This window comes from Pseudoalteromonas sp. CnMc7-15, from assembly GCF_022347925.1.
In the GTDB taxonomy this organism is placed as follows: domain Bacteria; phylum Pseudomonadota; class Gammaproteobacteria; order Enterobacterales; family Alteromonadaceae; genus Pseudoalteromonas; species Pseudoalteromonas ruthenica.
In genome coordinates this window covers 596815-621686 of sequence record NZ_JAKRFT010000001.1, presented here as the reverse complement: position 1 = coordinate 621686, position 24872 = coordinate 596815, and the positions used below count along the sequence as shown (strand labels likewise).

The window sequence follows — 24872 nt, the reverse complement described above, 5'->3', positions numbered from 1 at the left end:
AACATGAGCAAAGCGAAGCACAGCAGTTCAAGAAAACTAAAGTCCGGTGCCTTCATATGGGCAGCGACCTTATTATTTGTACTAATTACCACTGCCACAGTGTTCATATTTGAAGGGAATGTAAAACAAAATACATTAAAGCAGATACGTGTAGACCTGGAGGAAACTGCGGAGCGACTCAAAGAAGTGGTAACCAAATCCGTTGCTAACTATAAGGCCGACCTGCGTTTTTTACATTCTACGCCGCCAATAGCCGGGTTGCCTCGAGCACATTTTAACAACGGCGTTGATGCTTATGATGGCACCACGTACACGCAATGGAAAGAACGTCTCGAAACCATTTTTATCGGTTTTATGGAGAACAACCTTGCTGTAGAGCAGCTGCGGGTCATCGCAATAAATGCCGAAGGCAATGAGTTGGTGCGTGTGCAGCGTCGTGGCGCTGCAGTGGAAGCCGTGCCGGACTATTCTTTACAGAATAAAGCGGGTGAAGGATATTTCTTACCCAGCTCCCAGCTGGGGTTAAACCAAATTTACATGTCGCCGTTATCGTTAAATCGTGAATTTGGTGATATATCCTTCCCTTATAAACCTATGTTGCGTTTTGCAATACCTATTTACAGTGAGCAAGGCAAGCGGTTCGCGTTTTTGATTATGAATGTCAATGCCAACCAGCTTATCTCACAACTAGTAGAAACCACGTTTGATTATTCACATCTAGTGATCACCAGCTCTGAGGGGGATGTTATTTACCACCCCATTGAGCAGTATCAATTCACACGTGATTTAGCTCCAGATATAACCTGGTCGTCGCTATATAGCAGGCCTATTGAGTATGAAAATACATACTTTGCAGAGCAACGCTTTTCAGAGCAACAGGGCGTGTATATCTATTCTGAAAAAGTACAAACTCGGCCTAACAATAAGTATGGGTTTGTTAACTTTAATGTACTCACTCCTGAAACCTATATTAACGGGATTATAAATGAGAAGCGGCTTTTAACTTATTCATTTTTAACCGTGGTTGTGCTGCTCTCTTCAGTTTTAATTGTTACTTTTCATCGCAGTGCCATTCGCAGTCAACTGCTTGCGGATGCGCGTCGTGAGTCCTCAGCGATTGTGGAGGGCTCGATTGATGCCATAGTCGGTATTGATTTAAAGGGGCAAATAACGAGTATAAATCATGCTGCTGAGCAGTTGTTGTTTGTTACTAGCCAAGCTGGAGTTGGTAAACATTACGAGCAGCTATCGCTGTTACAAACACTACCAGTGAAAAAGTACATTACTGATTTGCAAACATCGGAAACACAGATAAAAGATCAGTGTGAAGTGACTATTGACGAGCGTGCTTTATGTTTGGCCGTTTCTGTTAGCCCCGTCGTATCTGAATCTCAAGATTTAATAGGTATCGCGCTCATTATTCGCGATATCAGTAAAGAAAAAGCGGCAGAGCTGAAAGTCAAACGCCTAAATTCTGAATTAGAGGCCAAGGTCCGACAGCGTACCCAAGCTCTCGCGCAAGCTAAAGATGAAGCCCTAAAGAATAGTGATATCAAAAGCGCATTTATTTCTAATATCAGTCACGAACTACGTACCCCTCTTAACGGTGTGATTGGCACGCTCAACATTTTAAAGCGCGAGCCACTGCCCGAGAAGGCTAAGAAATTAACCGATATGATGGAGCTAAGCGCGTCTAACTTAAGGCTGCTGATAAACGATATTTTAGATTTATCAAAAATAGAAGCCGGAAAGCTCGATTTAAATGCCAAACCTTTTGACCCCGTGTCGCTACTGGAAAGCTTGGTTGAGTCCTGTGCTGCTCGTGCCTATGACAAGGGGTTGGAAGTGTTTATTGATACCCAGCAGCTGTGCTGCACGCAGGTAGTGGCCGATCCTCTTCGCTTTACGCAAATAGTGAATAACCTTATCAGTAACGCCATTAAATTCACGGAACAAGGGTATATTCGTGTCATTGCTACAGGTGATGTCATTGATGGCCAATCATATCGTTTACAGGTTAGTGTGGAAGATAGTGGTATAGGGATTAATGAGCAGGCACAATCGCAGTTATTCAAGGCATTCAGCCAAGCCGATGGCAATATTGCCGCACGCTATGGGGGAACGGGCCTTGGGTTATCTATTTGCAAGCAATTATGCCAATTAATGGCTGGTGATATAAGTGTAAGCAGCCAAGAAGGTGAAGGCAGCACGTTTAGCTTTTATATCTCCTTGCTCCTGGAAAGTGTGAGGATGACTCAGAAAATAACTCATTTCGACCAAAAACGCAGCGCTGTGATAAGCCCGAATAAATACACGCAAACGCATATATGTCACTTGATTGAAGGTGAAGGAGGGCTTGTTGACAATGATATAGAACAAGCACCAGGTGGTGCAGAGTACGACTTTATCTTTATTGATGGTGTGGCTTACAGTGCTGAGGAGCTAAGTAAGTTGGTCACCAAATGGCAGCAAGACTGCCCGCAAGCTCAACTTGTATTGCTACAGCAGCCGGGTACGGGATCGCCAAAAAGCCTCAGTGTTGATGTTGTTACAATCAGTAAGCCTTTGACTCACAGTGACTTGTTAAGGCTCATAGGCGCAAAAGAGGTCGTACCGTTAATATCGGGGCACAATGACGCTAATGAGCGCGCTGAAGATATCTCTGAGGAGTTAATGCAGCGCATTAGTGGTTGTCGAGTGTTGATAGTTGATGATAATGAAATTAATGTTGAAGTGGCGTGCGGCGTATTAAATACTTTGCCAGTAGAGCTTGAAAAAGCGTATAACGGCAAACAAGCCATTGATATGTTGCAAAACAGTGCTCGCGAGGGCAAAGCCATTAACTGTGTGTTGATGGATTGTCAGATGCCTGTTCTCGACGGTTACCAAACTAGCGAGCAAATTCGTGCGGGTGTCGCCGGTTCTGAGTTTACCGATATTCCCATCATTGCGATGACGGCAAATGCCATGATGGGTGAGCGAGAGAAGTGCTTAACAGCGGGCATGAGCGATTATATTAGTAAGCCTATCAACCCTGATGAGGCATTGGAAAAAGTCCTGCACTGGGGGTTATCAAATTATGACAATTATTCTCAGCCCCAGGCAGGTGAGCAACTGAGTCATACGCAAGACTCCGAACAGCCTCTCTGGGATAGAAACGCGGCGCTTTCTCGGCTATTAAATAAAGAGGTGTTGCTGAACAAAATATGCCGATTGTTTATCAAAACCGCGCCGCAAAAACTGGTTCAACTGCACCAAAACCTTAGCGATGAAAATCATGAACAGGTGCGTCAAGTGGCGCACTCGTTGAAAGGCTTATGTGGCGAAATTAGTGCAACAAGGCTACACCAGCTGCTAGATGAAGTTGAACAGCACGCTGGCAAAGGAAATCTAGAAGTGCAGGCCCAAGTGCAGGAAATCGATAATAGCCTACCTGAGCTTATTGCAGATATTGAGCATCATTTAGAAGTGTCTGACTAGATATTGCTGTTAAGTGGCTTGAGCCCATGCAGCGGCAAATGCACCTGCTATAAATTGAAGGCCGCAATGGCCAGCCTGCATATAGTTCGGTGCTGGTATCTCTTTTTTAGCTGTTTTGCGCTGTTTCTAGGGTCTGTTGACCTTTCAAGTTCGTTTTTGCAGCAGTTTGATTGGGTTTTATACAAGGCAGAGGCTGCGTGGCATAGTTATTCTATGTGAGCCAGCCGATAACACAGTAGAAAAGCCAATCAAGCGCTGGCGAACGGTTCTTTTGAGCGCACTTTTCTCATTGTTGCTCGATATTCGCTTAGATTACTAGGCCACACATCGAGCGCCGCGATAAAAGCACGCTCAAACAGAACAAAAATAGAACAGCAAAGATCAACAGACCCTAGCTCTTTAATCTTTTTATAGATTTCATCGGCCTCGTGGGTTAATTGTGAATAACCGCGAATGTTGCCGTTGCGCTGGGCATGCATGGCTTGTTCGAGTTTCTGCGCGTGTTGGTGTTCAAGTTTTTTGCTGGGATTCGATTTAAACCATGAGAACATCGGCTGACTCCTTCTTATTGTCCACACTTTTACGAGGTCTAAACCCAAAGAGTTTCAAATCATCTATATTTTTCATCAGTGGCAATATTTTTCACACCATTAAGGAGCACGAATGCCCGGAAGTTACCCAGATAAAATACGTGAACTGGCGCTCTATGATGGCCGTTTTGATGCCTACCAATTAAAAGCGCAGGGCTGCGACGTGTTATTTGCTTCATACCCCGCAGGTACCACCATTGCAGCGCACACCCATGACACAGACAACCATGGGGTGATCATAAAAGGAGAATTAATACTGACGATGAAGGGTAAAACGCAGCGCGTTGGTGCAGGGCAGTGGTATTGCGTACCGGCTCATGTTGAGCATGAGGCGCACTTCGAAGTGCAGACCGATGAGATTGAGTTTTGGTTTAACGCAGAAAAAGAAAAATAAATTCACCCCTTTTTGTTTCCCCCGGCGTTTTGTTGCTAAGCCCGTTTAAATGGGTGTGTTTTCAAAAGGGGATTACTATGCAACAAACGCAAACTTTTCATAACCAGCTCTTCGCTCCCAGCGCAAAAATATTGGCGTGTGTATTTCTTGGTAGTGCGGTGACCTTCGCTATTTTCTTATTTATGGTGTCTTTACTCGATGGCCCTGCCAGAGTGCCTGATGCACCGAAGGAGTATCCCATCGTCGAGATCCTCCAGCCCAAAGAGCCAACCAAGGTCATTGAGAAAGCGAAACCGGTGCCGCCCAAAGTACCACCGCGACCGCAGCAGCGTCCACAAGTAGCGGCTGAGCCTGTCTTTGAGGGCCCGGGGACAATAGCGGTTACTCCTGATGTACCCGCACCCTCGACTCAACTTGATGCTTTTCCAAGTGCGGCACAAGGCGCGGCAAGACCTTTGGTAAGAGTACCACCTCAATATCCACCGCAGGCAGCGCGCGAGGGTATCGAAGGGTTTGTGGTATTAAGATATGATATCTCCGCAACGGGGGCGGTAATGAACGCCGAGGTTATCGACAGCGAACCCAAACGTATTTTCGACCGCCATGCCTTAAAAGCACTGCGCAAGTGGAAGTTTAACCCCATGCTTGATAACGGTGGTGCGCAAGTACAGCGCAATCAACAAGTAAGGTTAGACTTTAATTTGCAGCAATAAAGGGAGAGCGGCAACTGCGGTTGCCGCACCAAGGAGTCGTTATGATAAAAGCCGCAGCGGCTTGGTTTTTAAAGCCAAAGTTACAACAAAATGAGCCGTTGAGCGATGAGCAGTTAGTGCATCAAGCACTCAAGGGGGATGCTCAGAGCAAAGCGGCGAAACACGCGTTAATATCGCGCTTGAGCGACGATTTAGTTTACTTCGTGCAAGCGCAACTAGGCAGTGTGATTGACGATACGCACACCCGTCGGCAACTGGCATTAGATATGCTGCAGGAAATATGGCTAATGTGGCTCTCGCATCCGCAGCGCTATCAAGATCAAGGTCACGGCAGTTTTAAAGCGTGGCTGTTTCGTGTTGCTCGAAATCGCGTAATTGATTATGCCCGTCGGGTCAAAGTGACGTTAGATGTCGACACTGATGAAATAGCTATCACCTTGAATATAGACCATCAGCAGGTTGATAGACTTATTGCTGATGCCGAACTAGCCCAGTTATCAGCGGCCATGCAGCAGCTGCCCTTTCATCAAAAAGAGGCGCTGATGCTCCAACTCGAGGGGTTCAGCTTGGGTGAAATCGCGACCATTACTCACACCGCCAAAGAGAGTGTCAAAACCCGTTTACGCTATGCCAGAGAAAAGCTGGCGATAGTACTGCAAGCAGGAGCAAAGAATGACTAAGTTAAGTGACGAGCGTTTACACCAAGCGCATCAGCGGCAAAAGCGAGAGCAGCGATTAACTGATACTGAAAAGAAGCAGTTGCACCACACCTTGTTTAAATCAAGGCACATCAAACAAGCATGGTGGATGCGAACACAGTGGCTCATGGCTTGTGCCGCTGTGTTTGTGCTCGTAGCGATAAGCTGGCAGCAGTATCATGGGCCGGCACCGAGTACTTACACCTTGGCGTCTTATCAGCGTATTGAAATCTATGACTTGCAAGGCAGTGAGCAGCGCGTGCGTGTGAGTGCGGTGGTGCCAAGGGAAATTCGCAACATTGAAGATGCTGAGCGTCAATTAAGCGCGCAGTTACAGCGCCAACAACTTGCTTATGGTGCGGCAATTGAGGGTGAGTACCAGCGTATAGCGCGTGTTGTGCACCTTGATGATGATTGGCTACTTGCTGATTGCCAAGAGCAAGTACTGCTTGCGTTGAGTGCCCCATTATTGGCGCGTTTAAAAACGCCGGCGAGGGTGCCTGAAAAGGATATGCTTATGCAGTTAGAGTTTAATACTCAAGGCCAACTCGTTGCCGTGCGTGGCGCACCGAGTCAATCATGTGGGTAGCGAGCGTGGCAAGCAGCGATGCTACTTGCCGACATTTTTATAGCGGGGTGTAGGGAACATATTTGGCCAATTCAACCTGGAATTGTTCGACACCATCTTTGCCCTTGTACATACGCACCATCATGTAATTCATTTTTGGTGCAAACCAAGCGATTGCTTGGCGCTTATCGTTATCGTAAAGGCGCTTTACCTTAACTGTTTCGACATTGCCAATAGGCAAGGTGATGGTTTCAGTGCCGACAACCTCAAAAGCATATTCGCGACTATTACCTTTTTTATCCACTATGGGGTAGGCAAATCGCTCTTGTCCTTCGGCTAATGCTTTGCGCAGGGCTATTTGGTAAGACAGTACATCTTGATAATCTGCTTTCCAAGGGCAATCGAGCGCGTATTTAGACTCGTTACTGAATACTTGTTGATTGCTGTGATCGAAGCTGATCTTGTACTCTTTATCAGGGCCTGTACCGGTGCGCTCCATGGTGTAGTAAATAGGCGTTACTTCGCCATCGGTAAACTGAAAGCGACTGGTTTCTTCACGTTCGTCGGAAAAAATCATCCACTCTATATCGCTGCGGTAACTCAGTTGGTAGTGGCTATCGTCAATACGCGTGAGGGCGCGCCTGGCTTTACCGTGGCGTTCACCTTGGCGAGTGACATGGTACTCCGCGCTGTATTCAGTAAGGGCAGAGGTTGCATCGCTGGCTTGAGATTGCGGCTGTGCATCAGCGGCGAAAGAGCCGCAGCCTAACGCTGCGACCAATAAAATATTAGCTGTCCAAGTACGCGTTAAGGTCGGCACCTTGGCTAGGAAGGGGGTTGTTATCGAGCACTGCATAGTTATCTTCCATCGTCAGTCGTTGTTCGCTGAACCACTTTACTACCAACGGATAGATTATATGTTCTTGTGCATGGACTTTTTGTGCCAGCGTTTGTGCTGTGTCACCATTTTCAATGGGCACTTGGGCTTGGACAATCACAGGTCCGCCATCGAGCTCCTCGGTAACAAAGTGAACGCTAACGCCATGCACTTTATCGTTTGCATCTAGTGCGCGCTGGTGGGTGTTCAGCCCTTGATACTTAGGCAACAATGAAGGATGAATGTTCAACATTTTTCCTTTAAATTTTTGCACTAAGCTAGGGGTTAGAATACGCATAAATCCAGCTAATACAACACAGTCTGGTGAAAAACTATCAATAAGCTCACCCAGAGCCACATCGTATTCATCGCGAGAGGCAAAAGCTTTATGGTCTAGTACTTCGGCGCGGATCCCGCTATTGCGAGCGCGTTCTAGGCCATAGGCGTCGGCTTTGTTGCTGATCACCGCGCATACTTCAGCGGGAACATTTCCCGCTGCACAGGCGTCAATAATCGCTTGCAAGTTTGAGCCGCTGCCCGAAATCAATACTACGAGTCGGGCATGGGCCATTACTTACTTCCACCTAGAATTTCTACTTGCTCTTCATCGGCGCCGGCATCTTGAATTTCACCGATGTGCCATGCGTCTTCACCTGCGTCTTTCAGGATGCTTAAGCTTTGCTCTAATTTATCGGCTGGCACGGCAATAACCATACCGACACCACAGTTAAAGGTGCGGTACATTTCGTGTGTTTCGATATTGCCGTTTTCTTGTAGCCAGTTAAATACCGCAGGCCACTGCCAGCTATCGCCTTTAATCACGGCTTTAGCTGATTGTGGTAATACACGGGGGATATTTTCCCAGAAGCCGCCACCAGTGATGTGTGAAAGCGCATGCACATCAACTTGTTTAAGTAGCTCCAGTACCGGCTTAACATAGATGCGGGTAGGTTCCAGTAGATGCTCGGCAAGAGGTTTGCCCGCAAATTCGCTGCTGGTATCTGCGCCCGACACTTCAAGTACCTTGCGGATCAGTGAATAGCCATTGGAATGAGGACCACTTGAGGCTAACGCAATGAGTTGATCGCCAGCTGCGACTTTGGTGCCATCGATAATGCCTTGTTTTTCCACCACACCAACGCAAAAGCCAGCCATGTCGTAGTCATCACCTTCGTACATCCCTGGCATTTCTGCAGTTTCACCACCTATAAGGGCACAACCTGAAAGCTCACAGCCTGCGCCAATACCGGTGACCACATCGGCGGCGGTATCAACATCTAACTTTCCAGTGGCGTAGTAATCTAGGAAAAATAATGGCTCCGCACCTTGGACAATCAAGTCGTTGACACACATTGCCACAAGGTCAATCCCTACCGTATCGTGCTTTTTTAGGTCGATAGCGAGGCGCAGCTTAGTGCCAACGCCATCAGTACCAGCAACAAGAACAGGCTCTTTGTAGCCAGTGGGGAGCTGGCAGAGCGCGCCAAAGCCACCAATTCCGCCCATCACTTCAGGGCGTTTAGTCTTTTTAACAACGCCTTTAATGCGCTCAACGAGGGCGTTACCAGCGTCAATATCGACGCCAGCGTCTTTGTAGCTAAGAGACTGTTTTTGTTCGCTCACAGGTTTTCCTCAAATAAATTTAGGGGTTGCTTAGAAACGCCGGGCATTTTACAGCAAATGCCCCTTGGAGGCTAGAAAAAGGAGGACGAATGTCCTTGTTAGGCTGTGGCAACCAGCACGGCGCGAAGTGGCGCTGGATACCCTTCGATGGTTTTGTTTACATCATTCGGGTCAAGGAAGTCGGCCAGCGACTCATTTTCCATCCACGACGTACGCCGTTGCTCTGCCAATGACGTCTGATCGGTGTCAACAACGCGAATATCTTTAAAGCCGACGCGTCGCAACCACAGCTGCAATGCGTCGGTGCTTGGGATGTACCACACGTTGCGCATCTTTGCGTAGCGGTCTTCCGGCATCAGTACCGTGTGAATATCGCCTTCCACGACTAAGGTCTCTAACACCAGTTCACCTCCCGGGCGCAGTTGCGCTCGCAGCTGTGCTAAGAAATCGATAGGGGAGCGCCGATGATAAAGCACCCCCATGGAAAATACTGTATCGAAGGCTTTTAATGCTGGCAGTTGTTCAACGCCCAGAGGTAGTAAATGCACGGCAGGATCTGGATGATACTGTTTAATGGCTTGGAATTGGCACAAAAACAAGTCACTGGGGTCGATGCCCACCACGAGTTCGGCGCCTTCACCACGCATACGCCACAGGTGGTAGCCTGAACCGCAGCCAATATCTAGGACCTTACGATGTGATAAATCGCTGATATGGGGTAACACGCGATCCCATTTCCAGTCGCTGCGCCATTCGGTGTCAATATCGATACCAAACAGTGAAAACGGGCCTTTACGCCACGGCATAAAGCGCTTTAGTAAATGCGTTAACTGTTTGCGTTCGCCGTCGCTAATGTCTTCGGCTTGGCCTATCGCGACCTTCGTACGAACATCAATGTTTGATGGCGTTAACTCAGGCAGGTTGTTCAGCACTTTTTGCCATTTTGGCATATCGCCATGACGAGCTTGGTCCTGCCAATGTTGCAACTGCCCAGGTAAGGTATTTAGCCAGTGGCTCAAATCGGTGCAGGCAATGTGTTGATAAAACTGATTAAACCATTGATTCATAATTGTTCCGTTTATTTAATTGCGACCATAGAGCAAAAGTTAAAGCACTGATACCACACTTGGGTTTGGCTAAAGCCGACGTCTTGCAAGCGTTCAATATGGGTGCTCAAGGTGTCGGTGCGCATGACATTTTCAATGGCGGTGCGCTTTTGGCTTATCTCTAACTCTGAGTAGCCATTGGCGCGCTTGAAATCATGATGGAGGTCAACCAATAACTCATCGACATCGGCATTTTCACCCTTGAGTTTTTCACTTAGCAGCAACACACCTCCGGGTTTTAGGGCGTTAAAAATGCGCGTTAGCAGGGCATGGCGTTGCTCGGGTGGAATAAATTGCATGGTGAAGTTCATCGCCACGACAGAGGCGTTTTCAAGTTTAGCGTCAAGAATATCGCCAAGCAGCACGTCAACGGGCACAGCAGAGCGAAAGCCTTGTAGATGCATGCGACAACGTTCAACCATGGCTTGAGAATTATCAATGGCGACTATTTCACAGCCACTTTGGGTGAGGTTACGGCGCATACTAAGGGTTACGGCGCCTAGCGAGCAGCCTAAATCATACAGCCGAGTATGTGGCTGTGCGTATTTGCCGGCCAATTTACCAAGGGTGCTAACGATGGTGGCATATCCTGGTACCGAGCGTTCAATCATATCTGGGAACACCTCGACGACGTTGGCATCGAAGGTGAAATCTTTTACTTGCTGTTCAGCAGCATAAATACTGTCTTTCACTGACACTTTGCTAAGCTCTAGATAGAAACAATGACAATATTTTATCAAATTTGTTGGCGCTGTGGTGAGCTTTAGCAGCACAAATCGGCCGCGATAGGCTGCATTCGCTTTCGCTGGGTCACAAAAGGTGCCAAAAAATGTAAACAGTACTGGCTAGTTTTTCGGTTATTCAGTAAGTTAACCGCTGTAGTATGGTTTTATGCCAGTAAATAAAGATGTGAGACAGTGCATGAAAAAAAGCAAAGTAATTAGTACCGAGGATATTCTTTCCACGTTATGTCATTCGGTGACCGAGGTGTTGTCTTCTGCCAGCGGCAATAACATTAGCTATTCGGCCATGGTGCAAAAAATAACCCGCACCTGTATGCGCCCGGATATTGGCTGCTTCGTGTTATTCGATGGTGGCTTTACGGGGTTGGTGGTGACGAATTTTACCGCGCAAGCGGCGATGGAAGTCTATTCGGACTACTTGCGTAACATGGGCATGCCCGAGGAAGAGTTAGCGAAGAGCCACCTTTCTGATGATGTTTCCAATGTGCTAGGGGAGCTCATGAACCAAATCGTCGGTGACTTTACTAATAAAGTCAGGGAGCAACTGCACACGTCGATCACCCAAAATCAGCCAAAAATGATGGCCATCAACAAGCAAGTGCAAATCTCTGTGGATACCACTATGGACAGGCCTCAGGCGCGCCGTGTGACGTTTACCACACAGAACCAAAATATTTTTTATCTCGAATTGGCGATGGATAAAACGGAGTTCATCAAGCTTCATGATTTTGACATCACCGATGCGGTAGACCCTGATGACATCATTGAAAGTGCCCATGCCGATAAGCAACAAGCTGAAGAAAAAGCAAAAAAGCAGCAGGCTGAGCAGGATATCGATGACGATTTTATGGAAAACCTAGGTCTTTAATAGCCCCATACACGGCGTGAGGCTAACAATACTCGCGACCCTCTGTGACTGGTGTGATGCCAGCACATAGGCCAGTGCAGCTGTGCTAAAAGAGCTGTTCCTGTTGGTGCTTTTCACCCGGGAATGGCTCAACGGCACGGTGATAATAGCCACAAAAGCGCTGCAAATCCTGCGCAAACTGGCGTGCCAGTAAAGGCGCTCCGTCGTTATCAGCGGTGTGTAAAAACACATAGGGTGACTTGCCTTCATCTAACCACTGTTTAATCTTTGCCAACCAAGGCTGGTAATAGTGCTGATACTCATCACTTAGCGCAGCAATCACAAAACGCACCACTGGACGCTCGCCCAAGGCCACCGCATGCACCGGTAAATGAGGTTTCTTCTGCTGTGCGTCAATAATGGCGTCACTATAGGGAGAGACGGCAAACAGCGCCCGGGTGTCCATACAAACACGATCAATATTATGTTGATGTAAAAATCGGTTCAGTGCGCGCTCGCTGTCACCTTTGGTAAAAAAATCGCGGTGGCGCACTTCCACGCTGTAGTGCAAGTCTTTGGGTAGTTGGGCAATAAAGTGTTGCAGTCGGGGTAGGTGCGTCGGTGTAAAGCTTGCTGGCAATTGCAACATCAAGCTGCCTACTTTGCTGAATAAGGGCGCCATTAGTTTAAGCCAGTGCGTGAGTTCTTGCTTTGGAGCTTGCAAGGCACTGTCGTGGCTAAAACGCTTTGGAAATTTAAAGGTAAAGCGGAAGTGCTCATCACTGCTGTGCAGCCAGCGCTTTACCACATCGGGGCTGGGGTCGGCATAGAAAGTGGTGTTTCCTTCTACGGCATTAAATACTTCGCTGTAACGGGCGAGCATCTGTGATTGTTGGCAGTGTTGGGCAAATAATTGTCCTTTCCACGCGGTATTAGACCACTGTGGACAACCTAGATAAAGCATGGTTAGAGCACGGTTCATAGTGATTGGCAGCTATGCTAGCACAGCTTTATGGCCTTGGGTGCTTAATAAGTGTGCAACTCGGAGTTTGCTTCGTGACATTGACTGCCGTTTTTATATAATTGACGCAATTAATTTGGCCACTGCGTGCTTAAACCAATGCGCGCTTACAATTAAAACAGGAATATTATGCGCTCTATATATTGCGGACACTTAAATAAAAGTCATGTCGACCAAGAAGTTACTCTGTGTGGGTGGATCAACAAACGCCGCGATTTAGGTGGTTTGATCTTCGTCGATGTGCGTGACCGCGAAGGTTTGGTGCAGGTGGTGTTCGACCCGGAAGTTGAAGGGCTTATGGATGTGGCGAATAAACTTCGTCAAGAATTCTGTGTACAAGTCAAAGGGGTGGTCCGCGCTCGCCCTGACAGCCAAGTCAACAAAGACATGAGCACAGGTGAAGTGGAAATTCTGGGTACTGGCCTTGAGATTATTAACCGCAGCGACGCTCTACCACTGGATTTTAACCAGCAAAACTCCGAAGAGCGCCGTCTAAAGTACCGTTACTTGGATCTTCGCCGCCTAGAGATGAGCGACCGCATTAAGTTGCGTGCCAAAGCCACAAGTTTTGTTCGCCGCTTCCTTGATAGCAATGACTTCCTCGATATTGAAACGCCGGTACTGACCAAAGCGACCCCTGAAGGAGCACGTGACTACCTTGTGCCAAGCCGTGTGCATCATGGCAGCTTCTATGCGCTGCCGCAGTCGCCGCAGCTGTTTAAACAATTGTTGATGATGTCTGGCTTTGACCGTTACTACCAAATCGTTAAATGTTTCCGTGATGAAGATTTACGTGCCGACCGCCAGCCAGAGTTCACGCAAATCGATATCGAAACCTCATTTATGAGCTCAGACCAAGTTCGTGGTGTCACTGAAAAACTGATCCGTGATATGTGGCAAGAGTTGCTGAATGTTGATTTGGGCGAGTTCCCTGTGATGGCCTACAGCGAAGCCATGCGTCGCTTTGGTTCAGATAAGCCTGACCTACGTAACCCGATGGAGCTTATTGACGTTGCTGATCTGGTTAAAGACGTTGAGTTTAAAGTGTTCTCTGGCCCTGCCAATGATGAGAAAGGCCGCGTAGCTGTGCTTAGCGTGCCAGGCGGTGCGTCGTTATCACGCAAGCAAATCGATGAATACACGAAGTTTATCGGCATCTATGGTGCTAAAGGTTTAGCCTGGATGAAGGTCAATGACCGCGACGCAGGTGTGGAAGGCGTGCAATCACCGATTGCTAAGTTCTTGAACGAAGAGGTGATCACCGCCTTACTTGAACGCACCAATGCGCAAACTGGCGATATCATTTTATTCGGTGCCGACTCACGCAATGTGGTCAATGAAGCCATGGGTGCGCTGCGCTTGAAGATTGGTTTAGACCTTGAGCTAACTGATTTAACTAAATGGGCACCATTGTGGGTCGTAGACTTCCCGATGTTTGAAGAAGACGATGAAGGTAATCTACACGCTGTTCACCACCCATTTACTGCGCCAAAAGATGTCAGCCCAGAGGAGCTGGAAGCTAACCCTGCCGGCACGCTTTCTGATGCCTACGACATGGTTCTTAATGGTTACGAAGTCGGTGGTGGTTCGGTGCGTATCCACAACAATGCGATGCAACAAGCGGCGTTCCGAGTATTGGGGATCAATGAGCAAGAGCAACAAGATAAGTTCGGTTTCCTACTCGATGCATTGAAGTATGGTACACCGCCGCACGCTGGCTTGGCGTTCGGCCTTGACCGCCTAGTAATGTTACTTTGTGGCACAGACAATATTCGTGATGTCATTGCCTTCCCGAAAACGACGCAAGCATCTTGTTTGATGACCGATGCCCCGAGTGTGGCAAATCCCGACGCTCTGCAAGAGCTGGGTATCGGAGTGACTGCCTCTGAGAGTGAACAAAGCGAATAAGCGATAGCGATAAAAGAAGCGGCTCAGGCCGCTTTTTTTATGCTTCAGCTTTACACTGGTCATACATACAGTTACCATTTCCATAAGCGAGAATAATAATAAGGTCAGTGGGTGAGTATAATTTTGGGAATTGACCCCGGCTCGCGCTTTACCGGCTATGGTGTCGTGCAGCAGCAAGGGCATAAGTTCCATTACTTGGGCAGTGGCTGTATTAAGTTAGGTGATAACGCCTTCCCGTTGCGTTTAAAAATGATTTTCCAAGGCGTCAGCCAACTCATTGAGCAATTTAACCCTACCGCGTTTGCCATAGAGCAAGTGTTTATGGCCCACAATCCAGATTCGGCATTAAAGCTAGGGCAAGCTCGGGGCGCAGCCATTGTCGCCGCTACCTTGGCCGATATTGACGTGTCAGAATACTCCGCGCGGCAAGTGAAACAAGCTGTGGTTGGGCGAGGCTCTGCGGAAAAAGCACAGGTACAACACATGGTGAAGCATATTTTGAAGCTGCCAGCCACGCCGCAAGCAGATGCCGCCGACGCCTTGGCTATTGCCATGTGCCATGGTCACTCACAACAAAACTTAATAAAACTGTCCGGTCAAGCACGTAAAACCGTGCGCGGACGCTTGAGGTAACAATGATAGGACGAATTAGAGGATTGTTGGTTGAGAAGCAGCCCCCTGAAGTGTTAGTGGAAGCAGCGGGCATTGGCTATGAAATCAACCTCCCCATGAGTTGCTTTTATGCACTTCCCGAGTGTGGCGAACAGGTCACCTTGTATACCCACTTTGTGGTACGAGAAGATGCGCAGCTGTTATTTGGGTTTAACACCAAAAACGAACGCGCCCTGTTTCGAGAATTATTAAAAGCCAATGGGGTAGGGCCTAAACTAGGCCTAGGTATTTTATCGGGGATGTCGGCAGAGCAATTTATCCATTGCGTTCATCATGGCGATGCAAGCACCTTAGTAAAGCTTCCTGGCGTTGGCAAAAAAACCGCAGAGCGGTTAGTGTTAGAAATGAAAGACAGGCTTAAAGATTGGGGTCCTGACTTATTTACCCCTCACACTGACGCGGCACCAATAGATGCGCCCAATGGTGATACTTTGGTCGCGAGTAATGCCCAAGACGATGCGGTTGCCGCACTTGAAGCTCTGGGCTATAAAAATGCTCAGGCAGTGAAGTCGGTAAAAGCAGTCGCGAAGCCAGGCATGGCCTCCGAAGAAATGATTAAGCAAGCGCTCAAAGCGATGCTATAACAGAGATACCATCATGATAGAAGCGGATCGGCTGATTGAGCCAGAGGTACAGGGTAATGAGGATGTGGTCGATAGAGCCATTCGGCCTAAGTTATTGGCCGACTATCACGGCCAACCTCATGTTAAACAGCAGATGGATATTTTTATCGAGGCCGCACGCTCACGTAGCGAGGCCTTAGATCATCTCCTTATATTTGGTCCCCCAGGGTTAGGTAAAACCACGTTAGCCAATATTGTTGCTAATGAACTCGATGTGAGTATTAAAACGACTTCCGGCCCGGTGTTGGAAAAAGCCGGCGATCTCGCCGCCTTACTGACTAATTTAGAAGCTCATGATGTGCTGTTTATCGACGAAATTCATCGCATGAGCCCGCATGTTGAGGAAATACTCTATCCAGCCATGGAAGACTATCAACTCGATATCATGATTGGTGAAGGCCCCGCAGCGCGCTCGATTAAACTTGATTTACCGCCATTTACTTTAATTGGTGCTACGACCCGTGCAGGCTCATTAACCTCTCCGCTGCGCGATCGTTTCGGTATTGTGCAACGTTTGGAGTTTTATTCTGTTGCCGACCTCGCTGCCATTGTCAAACGCTCCGCCGATCATCTAGGTTTAGCAGTTGACGAGCAGGGCGCTCTAGAAGTCGCCAAGCGCTCGCGAGGGACTCCCCGCATAGCTAACCGACTACTGCGTCGAGTGCGAGATTTTGCTGAAGTTAAAGGTGATGGTCGTGTATGCATTGATATTGCCGCACAAGCGCTCGATATGGTCGATGTAGACAAAAGCGGTTTTGATTATATGGACCGTAAATACTTGTTAGCGATTATAGAAAAGTTTATGGGCGGGCCGGTGGGGCTGGATAATCTCGCAGCAGCCATCGGCGAGGAAAAAGAAACCATAGAAGATGTGATTGAACCCTATCTAATACAGCAAGGCTTTATCCAGCGTACGCCGCGAGGACGCATTGTATCAGATCATGCCTATGCGCATTTTGGTCTCAGTAAAACAACAGACTAACCTTGGCACACCATGCCGAGCGTTTTGGCTCGGCCCAACCTGCCTCATTCTCTTCCTAATACACCCAAGTCTAGGTCGACGCTATCAAGCTGCTCGCCTCATAAAGCTTATTAAAAGCAGAGTAATTCACAACAGATTAAGCTGTGCTTGGTATCTTATTGCAGGCAAAAAAAAGCCCGCTAACAAAGCGGGCAAAACAACAAGTTGAAGGAAGTAAATCCAAATAAGCCAAGTGAATGAGCAACGCTAAAGTTAATCAATCAATGGCCGAGGTGGGGAATCAGAAACCACCTCTTGAACTGTGCATAAGAGCTCAATTGGTTGCGCTAGCTCAGTACAGGGTGAATATTACGGACTAAATGGGCCCTAATCAAACTAGAAAAATTATATTTTCCGGATAAGAAAATCTAATATTGAATAGTTTTTTAAGATGGTAATTTTCATCGTAAAGTATGGGGTTATGTTTTCTTAATATTGATATTAAAGGGAAATATTATTTGTGTGCTTTTTTTGTTCTATTAGATTTACTAGTTTCTAACGTGTAGATATTTTGGCAAATGAAAGCTTATGCGCACAAAGTGCATAAAACGCAATTAATTTGAACTTTTGTTAGGGTTTTAAAGCGCCAATAATGGCGTGTACTTTTTTACATCGCATCATTAATTAGGTGTTTAACTTGGGTTTGTAGCAATTCGTGGCAAGGCCATTGTCAGCGCTACAACGACTGGTTACACTAGTGCCCATTGTGTCGTGCTCAAAGACACGTGGAAGTTGTAAACTGCGCCTCAGGAGAAAAGACGTGGATTCTGGATTAAATTTTATTGATCTTATTTTAAAAGCCAGCTTTTTAGTACAGCTGGTGATGCTTACCTTAGTAGCTCTGTCGGTAATATCGTGGGCCATCATCATTCAGCGTCGTAAAACCTTGGGCCATGCGCTTAGTAGCGCCAAGAAGTTCGAATCGCGTTTTTGGTCAGGTGTTGATTTGTCGAAGCTCTACAGTGAGATTTCGGCGCGTGGCAATAAAAGTGAAGGACTAGAAGCGTTATTTACCTCAGGCTTCAAAGAATTTGCACGACACAAAAAGAATAATGTTCATTCTGCGGGTATGGTCACCGAAGGCGCACATCGTGCGATGCGTGTGGCACTTTCTCGTGAGATTGAAAAACTTGAAACAAGCTTGTCCTTTCTTGCAACCATAGGTTCAATCAGCCCCTACATTGGCTTGTTTGGTACCGTGTGGGGGATCATGACTGCCTTTATCGCCCTCGGTGAAGTAAAGCAAGCAACACTGCAAATGGTCGCTCCGGGTATCGCCGAGGCCTTGATTGCTACTGCAATGGGCTTGTTTGCAGCCATCCCTGCGGTTATTGCGTACAACCGCTTTGCCAATAAAGTTGAGAAAATAGAGTCGCATTACGCTAACTTCATGGAAGAGTTTTCTAATATTCTTCATCGCCAAGCGATCACCCAAGAGGTAAAGTCGAATGTATCAGCGTAAGAAACGTCGTCCGGTCGCAGAGATCAACGTTGTTCCTTACATCGACGTGATGTTGGTGCTGCTGATAATTTTTATGGCCACAGCACCACTTATCACCCACGGGGTCAAAGTTGATTTGCCAAAGATGGAAAAATCCGAGCTGGTGGAAACTAAAGATGCACCGCCGATTATTGCCTCTATTGACGCCGATGGTAAGTACTATGTGAGTGTTGGTACTGACCCCGAAGCACCGATGGAAGCGGTGGATGTCGCCGCTGTCATCAAACTCAAGTTAGAGCAAAACCCCGATACTCCGGTGATGATTAAAGGATCAGGCCGCGTCAGTTATCAAGAAGTACTGCTATTAATGGACTTTTTGAAAAACGCCGGGGTACCCGAGGTAGGCTTAATGACGGAGTCGTTTGAGGATTAGCATGCAGCAGTATAAAACGCCACTTCTCATTTCCCTCGCTTTACACCTTGCGCTTATTGGTGTTTTGGTGGGCGTGGGTTTATTTCGTGATTCAGCACCTGAAATCATGAAAGTGACTCTTAATACACCGAGTAATGAAGATACGCCAGAGCAAGCAGTTAGCGCCGTGTCTGTTGATCAAAAACAGGTCGAGCAACGTCTCGCTGATCTTAAGCAGAAAGAGGAAGCCAAAAAGCGTGCCGAGCAACAGCGTATTAAAGAGTTGGAAGATCGTGCCGCCGCTGCCCGCAAACAGCGTGAGGCCGAAGCCGAGCAGATCAAAAAGTTAGAGCGGCAGCGTCAAGCCAAAGAGCGTGAACGTAAACAGGCTGAGGCCGAAGCTAAACGTGCTCGAGAGCAAGAGCGTAAAGAGCGCGAAAAAGCACGTAAAGCCCAGCAGGAAAAAGAAAAGGCAGAGCAAGCGGCTAAAGCGGCTGCCGAAAAACGTCGCAAGGAAGAAGAAGCGGCGCGCAAGGCCGAAGCTGAGCGTAAACGCAAAGAGCAAGAAGCTGCCCGCAAAGCTGAAGAAGCAAGACAAAAAGCGCTGGCTGAGCAACTGCTGCAAGAGCAATTGGCTGCCGAGCAAGCGGCACGCTCGAAAGCGCGTCGACAGCAAGTGATGTCGGAAGTGGACAAATACCGCGCTCTTATCGCCCAACGCATTCAGCAAAACTTGCTATTAGATCAGAGCTACCGTGGTAAAGAATGCCGATTAAACATTAAATTGGCATTCAACGGCTTGGTCACCAGTGTCAGTTCACTTGGTGGCGACCAGCAAGTCTGTGAAGCTGCGGTTCGTGCAGTGCGCCGTGCTGATACCTTACCGGTCTCCAAAGATCGTGATGTATTTGAAAAATTAAAAGATATTAACTTAACGGTTAAACCAGAGTTTTAGGGGAACACCATGGTAAAGATGTGCCGATACCTGTTTATTTCCATGCTAGCTAGCGTCAGTCTATGGGCTAATGCGGCGTTGGAAATTGTTATTACTGAAGGGGTCGACAGTGCCCGACCTATCGCTGTGGTGCCGTTTGCCTACGAAGGCACCGGTGAAATGCCGATGCGCATCAGTGAAGTGGTCGCCGCTGACTTGCGTCGCAGTGGTAAGTTTAAGCCAATCGCCAGCATTAACATGCCACAGCGCCCAAGTACTGATGCTGATGTGGACTACAGTGCCTGGGTTCAAGAAGGGGTGGAAGCCATTGTTGTTGGTCGTGTACAGCAACAAAATGGCGGCCGATACCTGGTCAGTTACGAGCTAATCGACGTGCTCCGTGGGCAAATAACCGGTGGCGAGACACGCATTCTCAACAACGGTAAGTTAATCAAAAGCCAAGACCATGTACTTGACGCTCGGGAAACAGTCATCACGGCGCAAAACTTCCGCCGTTACGGTCACCGCATTAGCGATGTCGTATACGAGGCGTTAACGGGCGAGCGCGGCGCATTTCTAACTAAAATCGCCTACGTGATTGTACGTGACCAAGATGATAAGCCTTATCAGCTTGTTGTGGCGGATTACGATGGCTATAACGAGCAGGTACTACTGCGCTCTAAAGAGCCACTGATGTCACCCTCATGGTCACCTGATGGCAATAAACTGGCTTATGTCACCTTTGAAAATCGTCAAAGTCAGATCTACATCCAAGATATTTACACAGGCCAGCGACAGTTAGTCACCAGCCACCCAGGTATCAACGGTGCCCCGCAATTTTCACCTGATGGCACGAAATTAGCTATGGTGCTATCAAAAGACCGCACCGGTGCTACTGAGCTTTATTTGTACGACTTACAAACAAAGCAAGAGCGTCGTTTAACTCGCCACCGTAGTATCGATACCGAGCCAACTTGGCATCCAAACGGTAAAGAGCTCCTGTTTACCTCGGAAAGGGGTGGTAATGCCCAGATTTATAAGTTAAATTTAGATTCAGGCCGAGTGAAACGCATGACGTTCGACGGTGATATGAATTTAAATGGCTCAGTTACGCCCGATGGCAAGCACTTAGTGATGGTAAATCGGACGCTGGGCCGTTATCACATTGCTAAGAAGGATCTTGAATCAGGCAACTTCCAAGTACTTACACGTACACGTTTGGATGAGTCGCCGAGCGTGGCGCCCAACGGCTCCATGATTATTTACAGCACGATGCATAACAACAAAAATGTATTGGCTTTGGTTTCAATGGATGGTCGTTTTAAAGCGCGTTTACCCGTACTTGATGGACAAGTAAAAGCGCCAGCTTGGTCACCGTTTTTATAATTCGCTCAGGGTATAGTCAGCTTTGGACGCATAAACTTGAATTTTATGTAAATTGCTTACTATATTAAGACAAATTGAAAATCAGGTGCTGGTTTCACTTTTTGATAATAGGAATCTACTCAATGCAACTTAAAAAAATAGTTAAAGGTCTGCTTATTGCAGTGCCAGTTATGACGCTAGCGGCATGTAGTTCTTCATCTAGCCAAGATGAAGGCCAAGCCAACGAGACAAATCAAGTTGAAACCCAAACAACTGATACAGTTGAAGTGGAAACAGTAAAACGCGAGAAAACAGCAGAAGAGAAGCTGCGCGAAAAGTATGAAGCGCTTCGTCAACAGCAAATCATTTACTTCGATTTTGACAAGGCAACCATTCAGAGCAAGTATGCTGAATTGCTACAAGCTCACGCTCAGTTCCTAACGCAGAACCCTTCTGTAAAAGTACTTATCGAAGGTCATGCAGATGAGCGTGGTACGCCAGAGTACAACATTGCACTAGGTGAAAGCCGTGGTCAGTCTGTAGAAAAATACCTACAGAGCCTAGGTGTTAACCCTAACCAAATGTCTGTTGTTAGCTACGGTGAAGAGAAGCCGATGGTTAAAGCGCGTAACGAAGAAGCGTTCGCCAAAAACCGCCGTGCAGTCTTGGTATACTAAAATTTAAAAGAGTAACAATGAAGCCGAAAATTATTTTGGCAGCCTTACTCATGAGCGGGAGCACCCAAGTTTGGGCTGCTCCCGCTCCTGTTTCAGAGGCCTCTGCCAGTGAATCAAGTGTCGAAAAACGTTTAAGCCGCTTAGAGCAAATGATGCAAACTCGCAATTTGCTTCAAGCCGATCTACAACAGCAACTGGATCTGTTGCAAGATGAATTGAGTCAGTTGCGTGGCGTCACCGAAGAGCACAGCTACAAGCTAGAAAAGGTGCTGCAACGTCAACGCGAGCTATATCAAGAAATAGAAAACCGTGTTAGCGCCGCTTATTCGCAGCAGCAACAGCCAAGCTATGATGATGGTTACAGTACGTCCAGTGCCGCGACCACCAGTGATAGCGCTGCCAACAGTGCCGCGCCGATGAGTAGCAACCTGTCGGAAAATGAAGCGTATGACAAAGCGGTTAAGCTGATCATGCAGGATAAGCGCTACGACGCAGCTATTCCTGAGTTTCAAGCATTTCTGCAAACCTATCCAGAGTCAGTATATGTGCCGAACGCACATTATTGGTTAGGTCAACTTTTGACGATTAAAGGTGATACGAGCGGCGCCAAGGGCCACTTCGAAACAGTGGTGAATCAATATACTGATTCTAATAAGCGTGCCGATGCGATGCTTAAGTTGGGTACCTTAGAGCAACAGCAAGGTCAACTCGCCAAAGCGAAGCAATTGTTTAATAAAGTGATTGCTGAGTACCCTAACACCACAGCCGCTAAATTAGCGACCGAGCGTGTTAGTAAGTTGTAGCAGATTTTGCTAAGTGTTTGCTTTTAGACCGCAGGCAGTTTAAAGCGGTCTAAAATTAGGCAACTAAGCGGAAAAACTAAAAAAAACCGAGCATTTGTATTGCACTTGGTTTTTAAATAAGTATTATAAGCGCCCGCAGCAGACGATAACCCCTCGGGGATAACGCTGCGCAAATAACGACGAAATGGGTCATTAGCTCAGTTGGTAGAGCAGTGGACTTTTAATCCATTGGTCGATGGTTCGAATCCATCATGACCCACCATTTTTTCGTTATCCAGGCATTGCCTGCTCAAGAAGCAAGCAAGGTGTTGGGTCATTAGCTCAGTTGGTAGAGCAGTGGACTTTTAATCCATTGGTCGATGGTTCGAATCCATCATGACCCACCATTTTATATAAAGCCTACTATCAAGCGATTTAGTCGCAATGATGGGTCATTAGCTCAGTTGGTAGAGCAGTGGACTTTTAATCCATTGGTCGATGGTTCGAATCCATCATGACCCACCACTTTATATAACGCCTACTATCAAGCGATTTAGTCGCAATGATGGGTCATTAGCTCAGTTGGTAGAGCAGTGGACTTTTAATCCATTGGTCGATGGTTCGAATCCATCATGACCCACCACTTTACATCATCAGCTACATACGTAGCGCACTTTCAAATATTGAAAGACACCAGTTATGAGTCATTAGCTCAGTTGGTTGAACAGTCAAAATCGAAATATTATTTCGATGGTCTGTGAAAGCGAGTCAGGACGACGAGCCGGAACACCGCTTCAGGATGAATAATGGCATTAAAACTCGGTATGGGTCATTAGCTCAGTTGGTAGAGCAGTGGACTTTTAATCCATTGGTCGATGGTTCGAATCCATCATGACCCACCATCGCCTTTTCTCATTATTACCCAACTTCTTATAATTAAGCGCACAAGAATCTAGTCGTAGCGCAGACCTTTGCTTCTTTTTAGCGTCATAGTTTCGTATAATTACGGCAATACTTTTGCAATGTAGATGTAGTTTGACCAGTATGGGTATCAGCGAGAATATCATGCCGGAGGATTATATTTTTCCTCCTAAGCCAGCTCCTCTTTCTGATGAGCAGAAACAGCAGCACAAGGCGCGCATTAAACAATTACTGCAAGAAAAAAATGCAGTGTTAGTGGCGCATTATTATACCGATCCAGAGATCCAGGCCCTAGCAGAGGAGACCGGCGGCTGCGTGGCAGACTCGTTGGAGATGGCTCGCTTCGGCGCGCGTCAAGAGAACGCTGATATGATCATCGTAGCGGGTGTGCGTTTTATGGGTGAGACAGCGAAGATCTTAACTCCAGAAAAAACCGTGGTCATGCCCACCCTAGAGGCAACTTGCTCATTAGATGTGGGTTGCCCAATCGATGAATTTAGCCGCTTTTGCGATCAGCACCCTGACCGTAAAGTAGTCGTGTATGCGAATACTTCAACGGCTGTGAAAGCGCGCGCTGACTGGATCGTCACTTCATCTTGTGCGTTAGAAATCGTTGAGCATCTAGACAGCGAGGGCGAGAAGATCATTTGGGGCCCAGATAAGCACCTCGGTAGCTACATTCAAAATCAGACCGGCGCTGATATGATCATGTGGAATGGTGCATGTATTGTTCATGATGAGTTTAAGACTAAAGCGCTCAAAGATATGAAAGCGCTGCACCCTGATGCAGCGGTTTTGGTGCACCCTGAGTCACCTGCTGAGATAGTTGAACTTGCTGATGCCGTAGGCTCCACGAGTCAGCTTATCAAAGCGGCACAAACCATGGACAACAAGAAGTTTATTGTTGCCACCGATCGCGGTATTTTCTATAAAATGCAGCAGCTGTGCCCAGAGAAAGAGTTTTTTGAAGCACCGACTGCAGGTGAAGGCGCAACGTGTAAAAGCTGTGCTCACTGCCCGTGGATGGCCATGAACGGCCTCAAAGCCATTGAGGAAGCGCTCATCGATCCGCAAGGCAAAGAGGTGTTTGTGGATATGGAGCTGCGCCAAGGCGCACTGCGCTCGCTTAATCGCATGCTAGACTTCACCGCCGCCATGACACGCTAACGGTGTTTTACTAACCAGTTGATTTGGTTTTGTTAAAAACACCTTGCAACCCCGGCAGTGATTGCATAGTATATGCGGCGCTGCCAAGGCAGCGAAAAGTGCGGAGAGGTGGCTGAGTGGCTGAAGGCGCACGACTGGAACTCGTGTATACGTTAATAGCGTATCGAGGGTTCGAATCCCTCCCTCTCCGCCATTAATTTAGTAAAAAAAAGCCCAGCATAATGCTGGGCTTTTTTGTTTCAATGCCCGGTCGCAAGCTTATTCCCATCCATCAACCTCCACTTTGTAG

At 47.4% G+C, this 24872-nt stretch carries 23 protein-coding genes, 6 tRNA genes and 1 pseudogene; 23 read left to right on the top strand and 7 right to left on the bottom strand.

Annotated elements, in window-relative coordinates; translation table 11 throughout:
- The first annotated feature begins 3 nt into the window (after positions 1-3).
- Complete coding sequence (locus tag MHM95_RS02840) at positions 4-3480, top strand: ATP-binding protein (RefSeq protein ID WP_239384158.1); 3477 nt, start codon at positions 4-6, stop codon at positions 3478-3480.
- Between the two features lie 392 nt (positions 3481-3872).
- Here the strand turns inward: MHM95_RS02840 and MHM95_RS02835 are convergent.
- Positions 3873-4031 (bottom strand): annotated as a pseudogene (locus tag MHM95_RS02835) (DUF6435 family protein); the annotation flags it as partial.
- 112 nt (positions 4032-4143) lie between these two features.
- Here MHM95_RS02835 and MHM95_RS02830 point away from each other — a divergent pair.
- From MHM95_RS02830 to MHM95_RS02815, 4 genes are all read left to right on the top strand, one after another.
- Complete coding sequence (locus MHM95_RS02830; RefSeq protein ID WP_138509006.1) at positions 4144-4464, top strand: cupin domain-containing protein; 321 nt, start codon at positions 4144-4146, stop codon at positions 4462-4464.
- A 77-nt stretch (positions 4465-4541) separates the two neighbouring features.
- A complete protein-coding gene (locus tag MHM95_RS02825) occupies positions 4542-5177 on the top strand; it encodes an energy transducer TonB (protein ID WP_239384157.1) in 636 nt (211 codons plus the stop codon).
- A gap of 41 nt (positions 5178-5218) precedes the next feature.
- Positions 5219-5857: an RNA polymerase sigma factor gene (locus tag MHM95_RS02820; RefSeq protein ID WP_239384155.1), complete on the top strand. Its 639-nt coding sequence runs from the start codon at positions 5219-5221 to the stop codon at positions 5855-5857.
- A complete protein-coding gene (locus tag MHM95_RS02815) occupies positions 5850-6464 on the top strand; it encodes a hypothetical protein (protein ID WP_239384153.1) in 615 nt (204 codons plus the stop codon). The genes MHM95_RS02820 and MHM95_RS02815 overlap by 8 nt, the downstream gene beginning before the upstream one ends.
- 37 nt (positions 6465-6501) lie before the next feature.
- On the opposite strand, the gene MHM95_RS02810 is transcribed toward MHM95_RS02815, so the two are convergent.
- From MHM95_RS02810 to cmoA, 5 genes are all read right to left on the bottom strand, one after another.
- Positions 6502-7299 (bottom strand): DUF3108 domain-containing protein, encoded by a 798-nt coding sequence (locus MHM95_RS02810; protein ID WP_081604421.1) that lies wholly within the window; start codon positions 7297-7299, stop codon positions 6502-6504.
- Positions 7232-7891: a phosphoribosylglycinamide formyltransferase gene (gene purN, locus MHM95_RS02805; RefSeq protein WP_152440894.1), complete on the bottom strand. Its 660-nt coding sequence runs from the start codon at positions 7889-7891 to the stop codon at positions 7232-7234. Before purN ends, MHM95_RS02810 begins: the two co-directional genes overlap by 68 nt.
- Positions 7891-8943, bottom strand: a complete 1053-nt coding sequence (purM, locus tag MHM95_RS02800; protein ID WP_022945148.1) for a phosphoribosylformylglycinamidine cyclo-ligase — start codon at positions 8941-8943, stop codon at positions 7891-7893. The genes purN and purM overlap by 1 nt, the downstream gene beginning before the upstream one ends.
- Positions 8944-9041: 98 nt before the next feature.
- Positions 9042-10010, bottom strand: a complete 969-nt coding sequence (gene cmoB, locus MHM95_RS02795; RefSeq protein ID WP_239384151.1) for a tRNA 5-methoxyuridine(34)/uridine 5-oxyacetic acid(34) synthase CmoB — start codon at positions 10008-10010, stop codon at positions 9042-9044.
- Between the two features lie 11 nt (positions 10011-10021).
- Complete coding sequence (cmoA, locus tag MHM95_RS02790; protein ID WP_239384150.1) at positions 10022-10747, bottom strand: carboxy-S-adenosyl-L-methionine synthase CmoA; 726 nt, start codon at positions 10745-10747, stop codon at positions 10022-10024.
- Positions 10748-10970: 223 nt separating this feature from the next.
- Between cmoA and MHM95_RS02785 the strand changes: the two genes are divergently transcribed.
- Positions 10971-11660, top strand: coding sequence for a DUF3334 family protein (locus tag MHM95_RS02785; RefSeq protein WP_022945145.1), 690 nt, complete (start codon positions 10971-10973; stop codon positions 11658-11660).
- A gap of 85 nt (positions 11661-11745) precedes the next feature.
- On the opposite strand, the gene MHM95_RS02780 is transcribed toward MHM95_RS02785, so the two are convergent.
- A complete protein-coding gene (locus tag MHM95_RS02780) occupies positions 11746-12603 on the bottom strand; it encodes a DUF72 domain-containing protein (protein WP_151173693.1) in 858 nt (285 codons plus the stop codon).
- Between the two features lie 186 nt (positions 12604-12789).
- Here MHM95_RS02780 and aspS point away from each other — a divergent pair, with 186 nt between their 5' ends.
- From aspS to MHM95_RS02695, 17 genes are all read left to right on the top strand, one after another.
- Positions 12790-14568 (top strand): aspartate--tRNA ligase, encoded by a 1779-nt coding sequence (gene aspS, locus MHM95_RS02775; protein ID WP_045978441.1) that lies wholly within the window; start codon positions 12790-12792, stop codon positions 14566-14568.
- Positions 14569-14679: 111 nt separating this feature from the next.
- Entirely contained in the window at positions 14680-15201 is a 522-nt protein-coding gene (ruvC, locus tag MHM95_RS02770; RefSeq protein WP_022945142.1) for a crossover junction endodeoxyribonuclease RuvC, read from the top strand.
- A 2-nt stretch (positions 15202-15203) separates the two neighbouring features.
- A complete protein-coding gene (gene ruvA / locus MHM95_RS02765) occupies positions 15204-15824 on the top strand; it encodes a Holliday junction branch migration protein RuvA (protein ID WP_239384148.1) in 621 nt (206 codons plus the stop codon).
- Positions 15825-15837: 13 nt separating this feature from the next.
- Positions 15838-16845: a Holliday junction branch migration DNA helicase RuvB gene (gene ruvB, locus MHM95_RS02760; RefSeq protein ID WP_022945140.1), complete on the top strand. Its 1008-nt coding sequence runs from the start codon at positions 15838-15840 to the stop codon at positions 16843-16845.
- A 799-nt stretch (positions 16846-17644) separates the two neighbouring features.
- On the top strand, positions 17645-18346 hold the full coding sequence (gene tolQ, locus MHM95_RS02755) for a protein TolQ (protein ID WP_022945138.1): 702 nt from the start codon (positions 17645-17647) through the stop codon (positions 18344-18346).
- The gene (tolR, locus tag MHM95_RS02750) at positions 18333-18758 is read left to right on the top strand and encodes a protein TolR (RefSeq protein WP_022945137.1); all 426 of its coding nucleotides are present in this window, start codon (positions 18333-18335) and stop codon (positions 18756-18758) included. Before tolQ ends, tolR begins: the two co-directional genes overlap by 14 nt.
- Position 18759: 1 nt before the next feature.
- A complete protein-coding gene (gene tolA / locus MHM95_RS02745) occupies positions 18760-19692 on the top strand; it encodes a cell envelope integrity protein TolA (protein ID WP_239384147.1) in 933 nt (310 codons plus the stop codon).
- Positions 19693-19701: 9 nt separating this feature from the next.
- Positions 19702-21057 (top strand): Tol-Pal system beta propeller repeat protein TolB, encoded by a 1356-nt coding sequence (gene tolB / locus MHM95_RS02740; protein ID WP_045978438.1) that lies wholly within the window; start codon positions 19702-19704, stop codon positions 21055-21057.
- A 122-nt stretch (positions 21058-21179) separates the two neighbouring features.
- Positions 21180-21713: a peptidoglycan-associated lipoprotein Pal gene (pal, locus tag MHM95_RS02735; protein ID WP_022945134.1), complete on the top strand. Its 534-nt coding sequence runs from the start codon at positions 21180-21182 to the stop codon at positions 21711-21713.
- Between the two features lie 17 nt (positions 21714-21730).
- Positions 21731-22516, top strand: coding sequence for a tol-pal system protein YbgF (ybgF, locus tag MHM95_RS02730; protein WP_239384146.1), 786 nt, complete (start codon positions 21731-21733; stop codon positions 22514-22516).
- A 186-nt stretch (positions 22517-22702) separates the two neighbouring features.
- A tRNA-Lys gene (locus MHM95_RS02725) sits at positions 22703-22778 on the top strand.
- 48 nt (positions 22779-22826) lie between these two features.
- A tRNA-Lys gene (locus MHM95_RS02720) sits at positions 22827-22902 on the top strand.
- A 42-nt stretch (positions 22903-22944) separates the two neighbouring features.
- Positions 22945-23020: transfer RNA gene (locus tag MHM95_RS02715), tRNA-Lys, on the top strand.
- A 42-nt stretch (positions 23021-23062) separates the two neighbouring features.
- Positions 23063-23138: transfer RNA gene (locus MHM95_RS02710), tRNA-Lys, on the top strand.
- 183 nt (positions 23139-23321) lie between these two features.
- A tRNA-Lys gene (locus tag MHM95_RS02705) sits at positions 23322-23397 on the top strand.
- 142 nt (positions 23398-23539) lie between these two features.
- Positions 23540-24583: a quinolinate synthase NadA gene (gene nadA / locus MHM95_RS02700; protein WP_235419144.1), complete on the top strand. Its 1044-nt coding sequence runs from the start codon at positions 23540-23542 to the stop codon at positions 24581-24583.
- 102 nt (positions 24584-24685) lie between these two features.
- Positions 24686-24776, top strand: a tRNA-Ser gene (locus tag MHM95_RS02695).
- Positions 24777-24872: the final 96 nt, after the last annotated feature.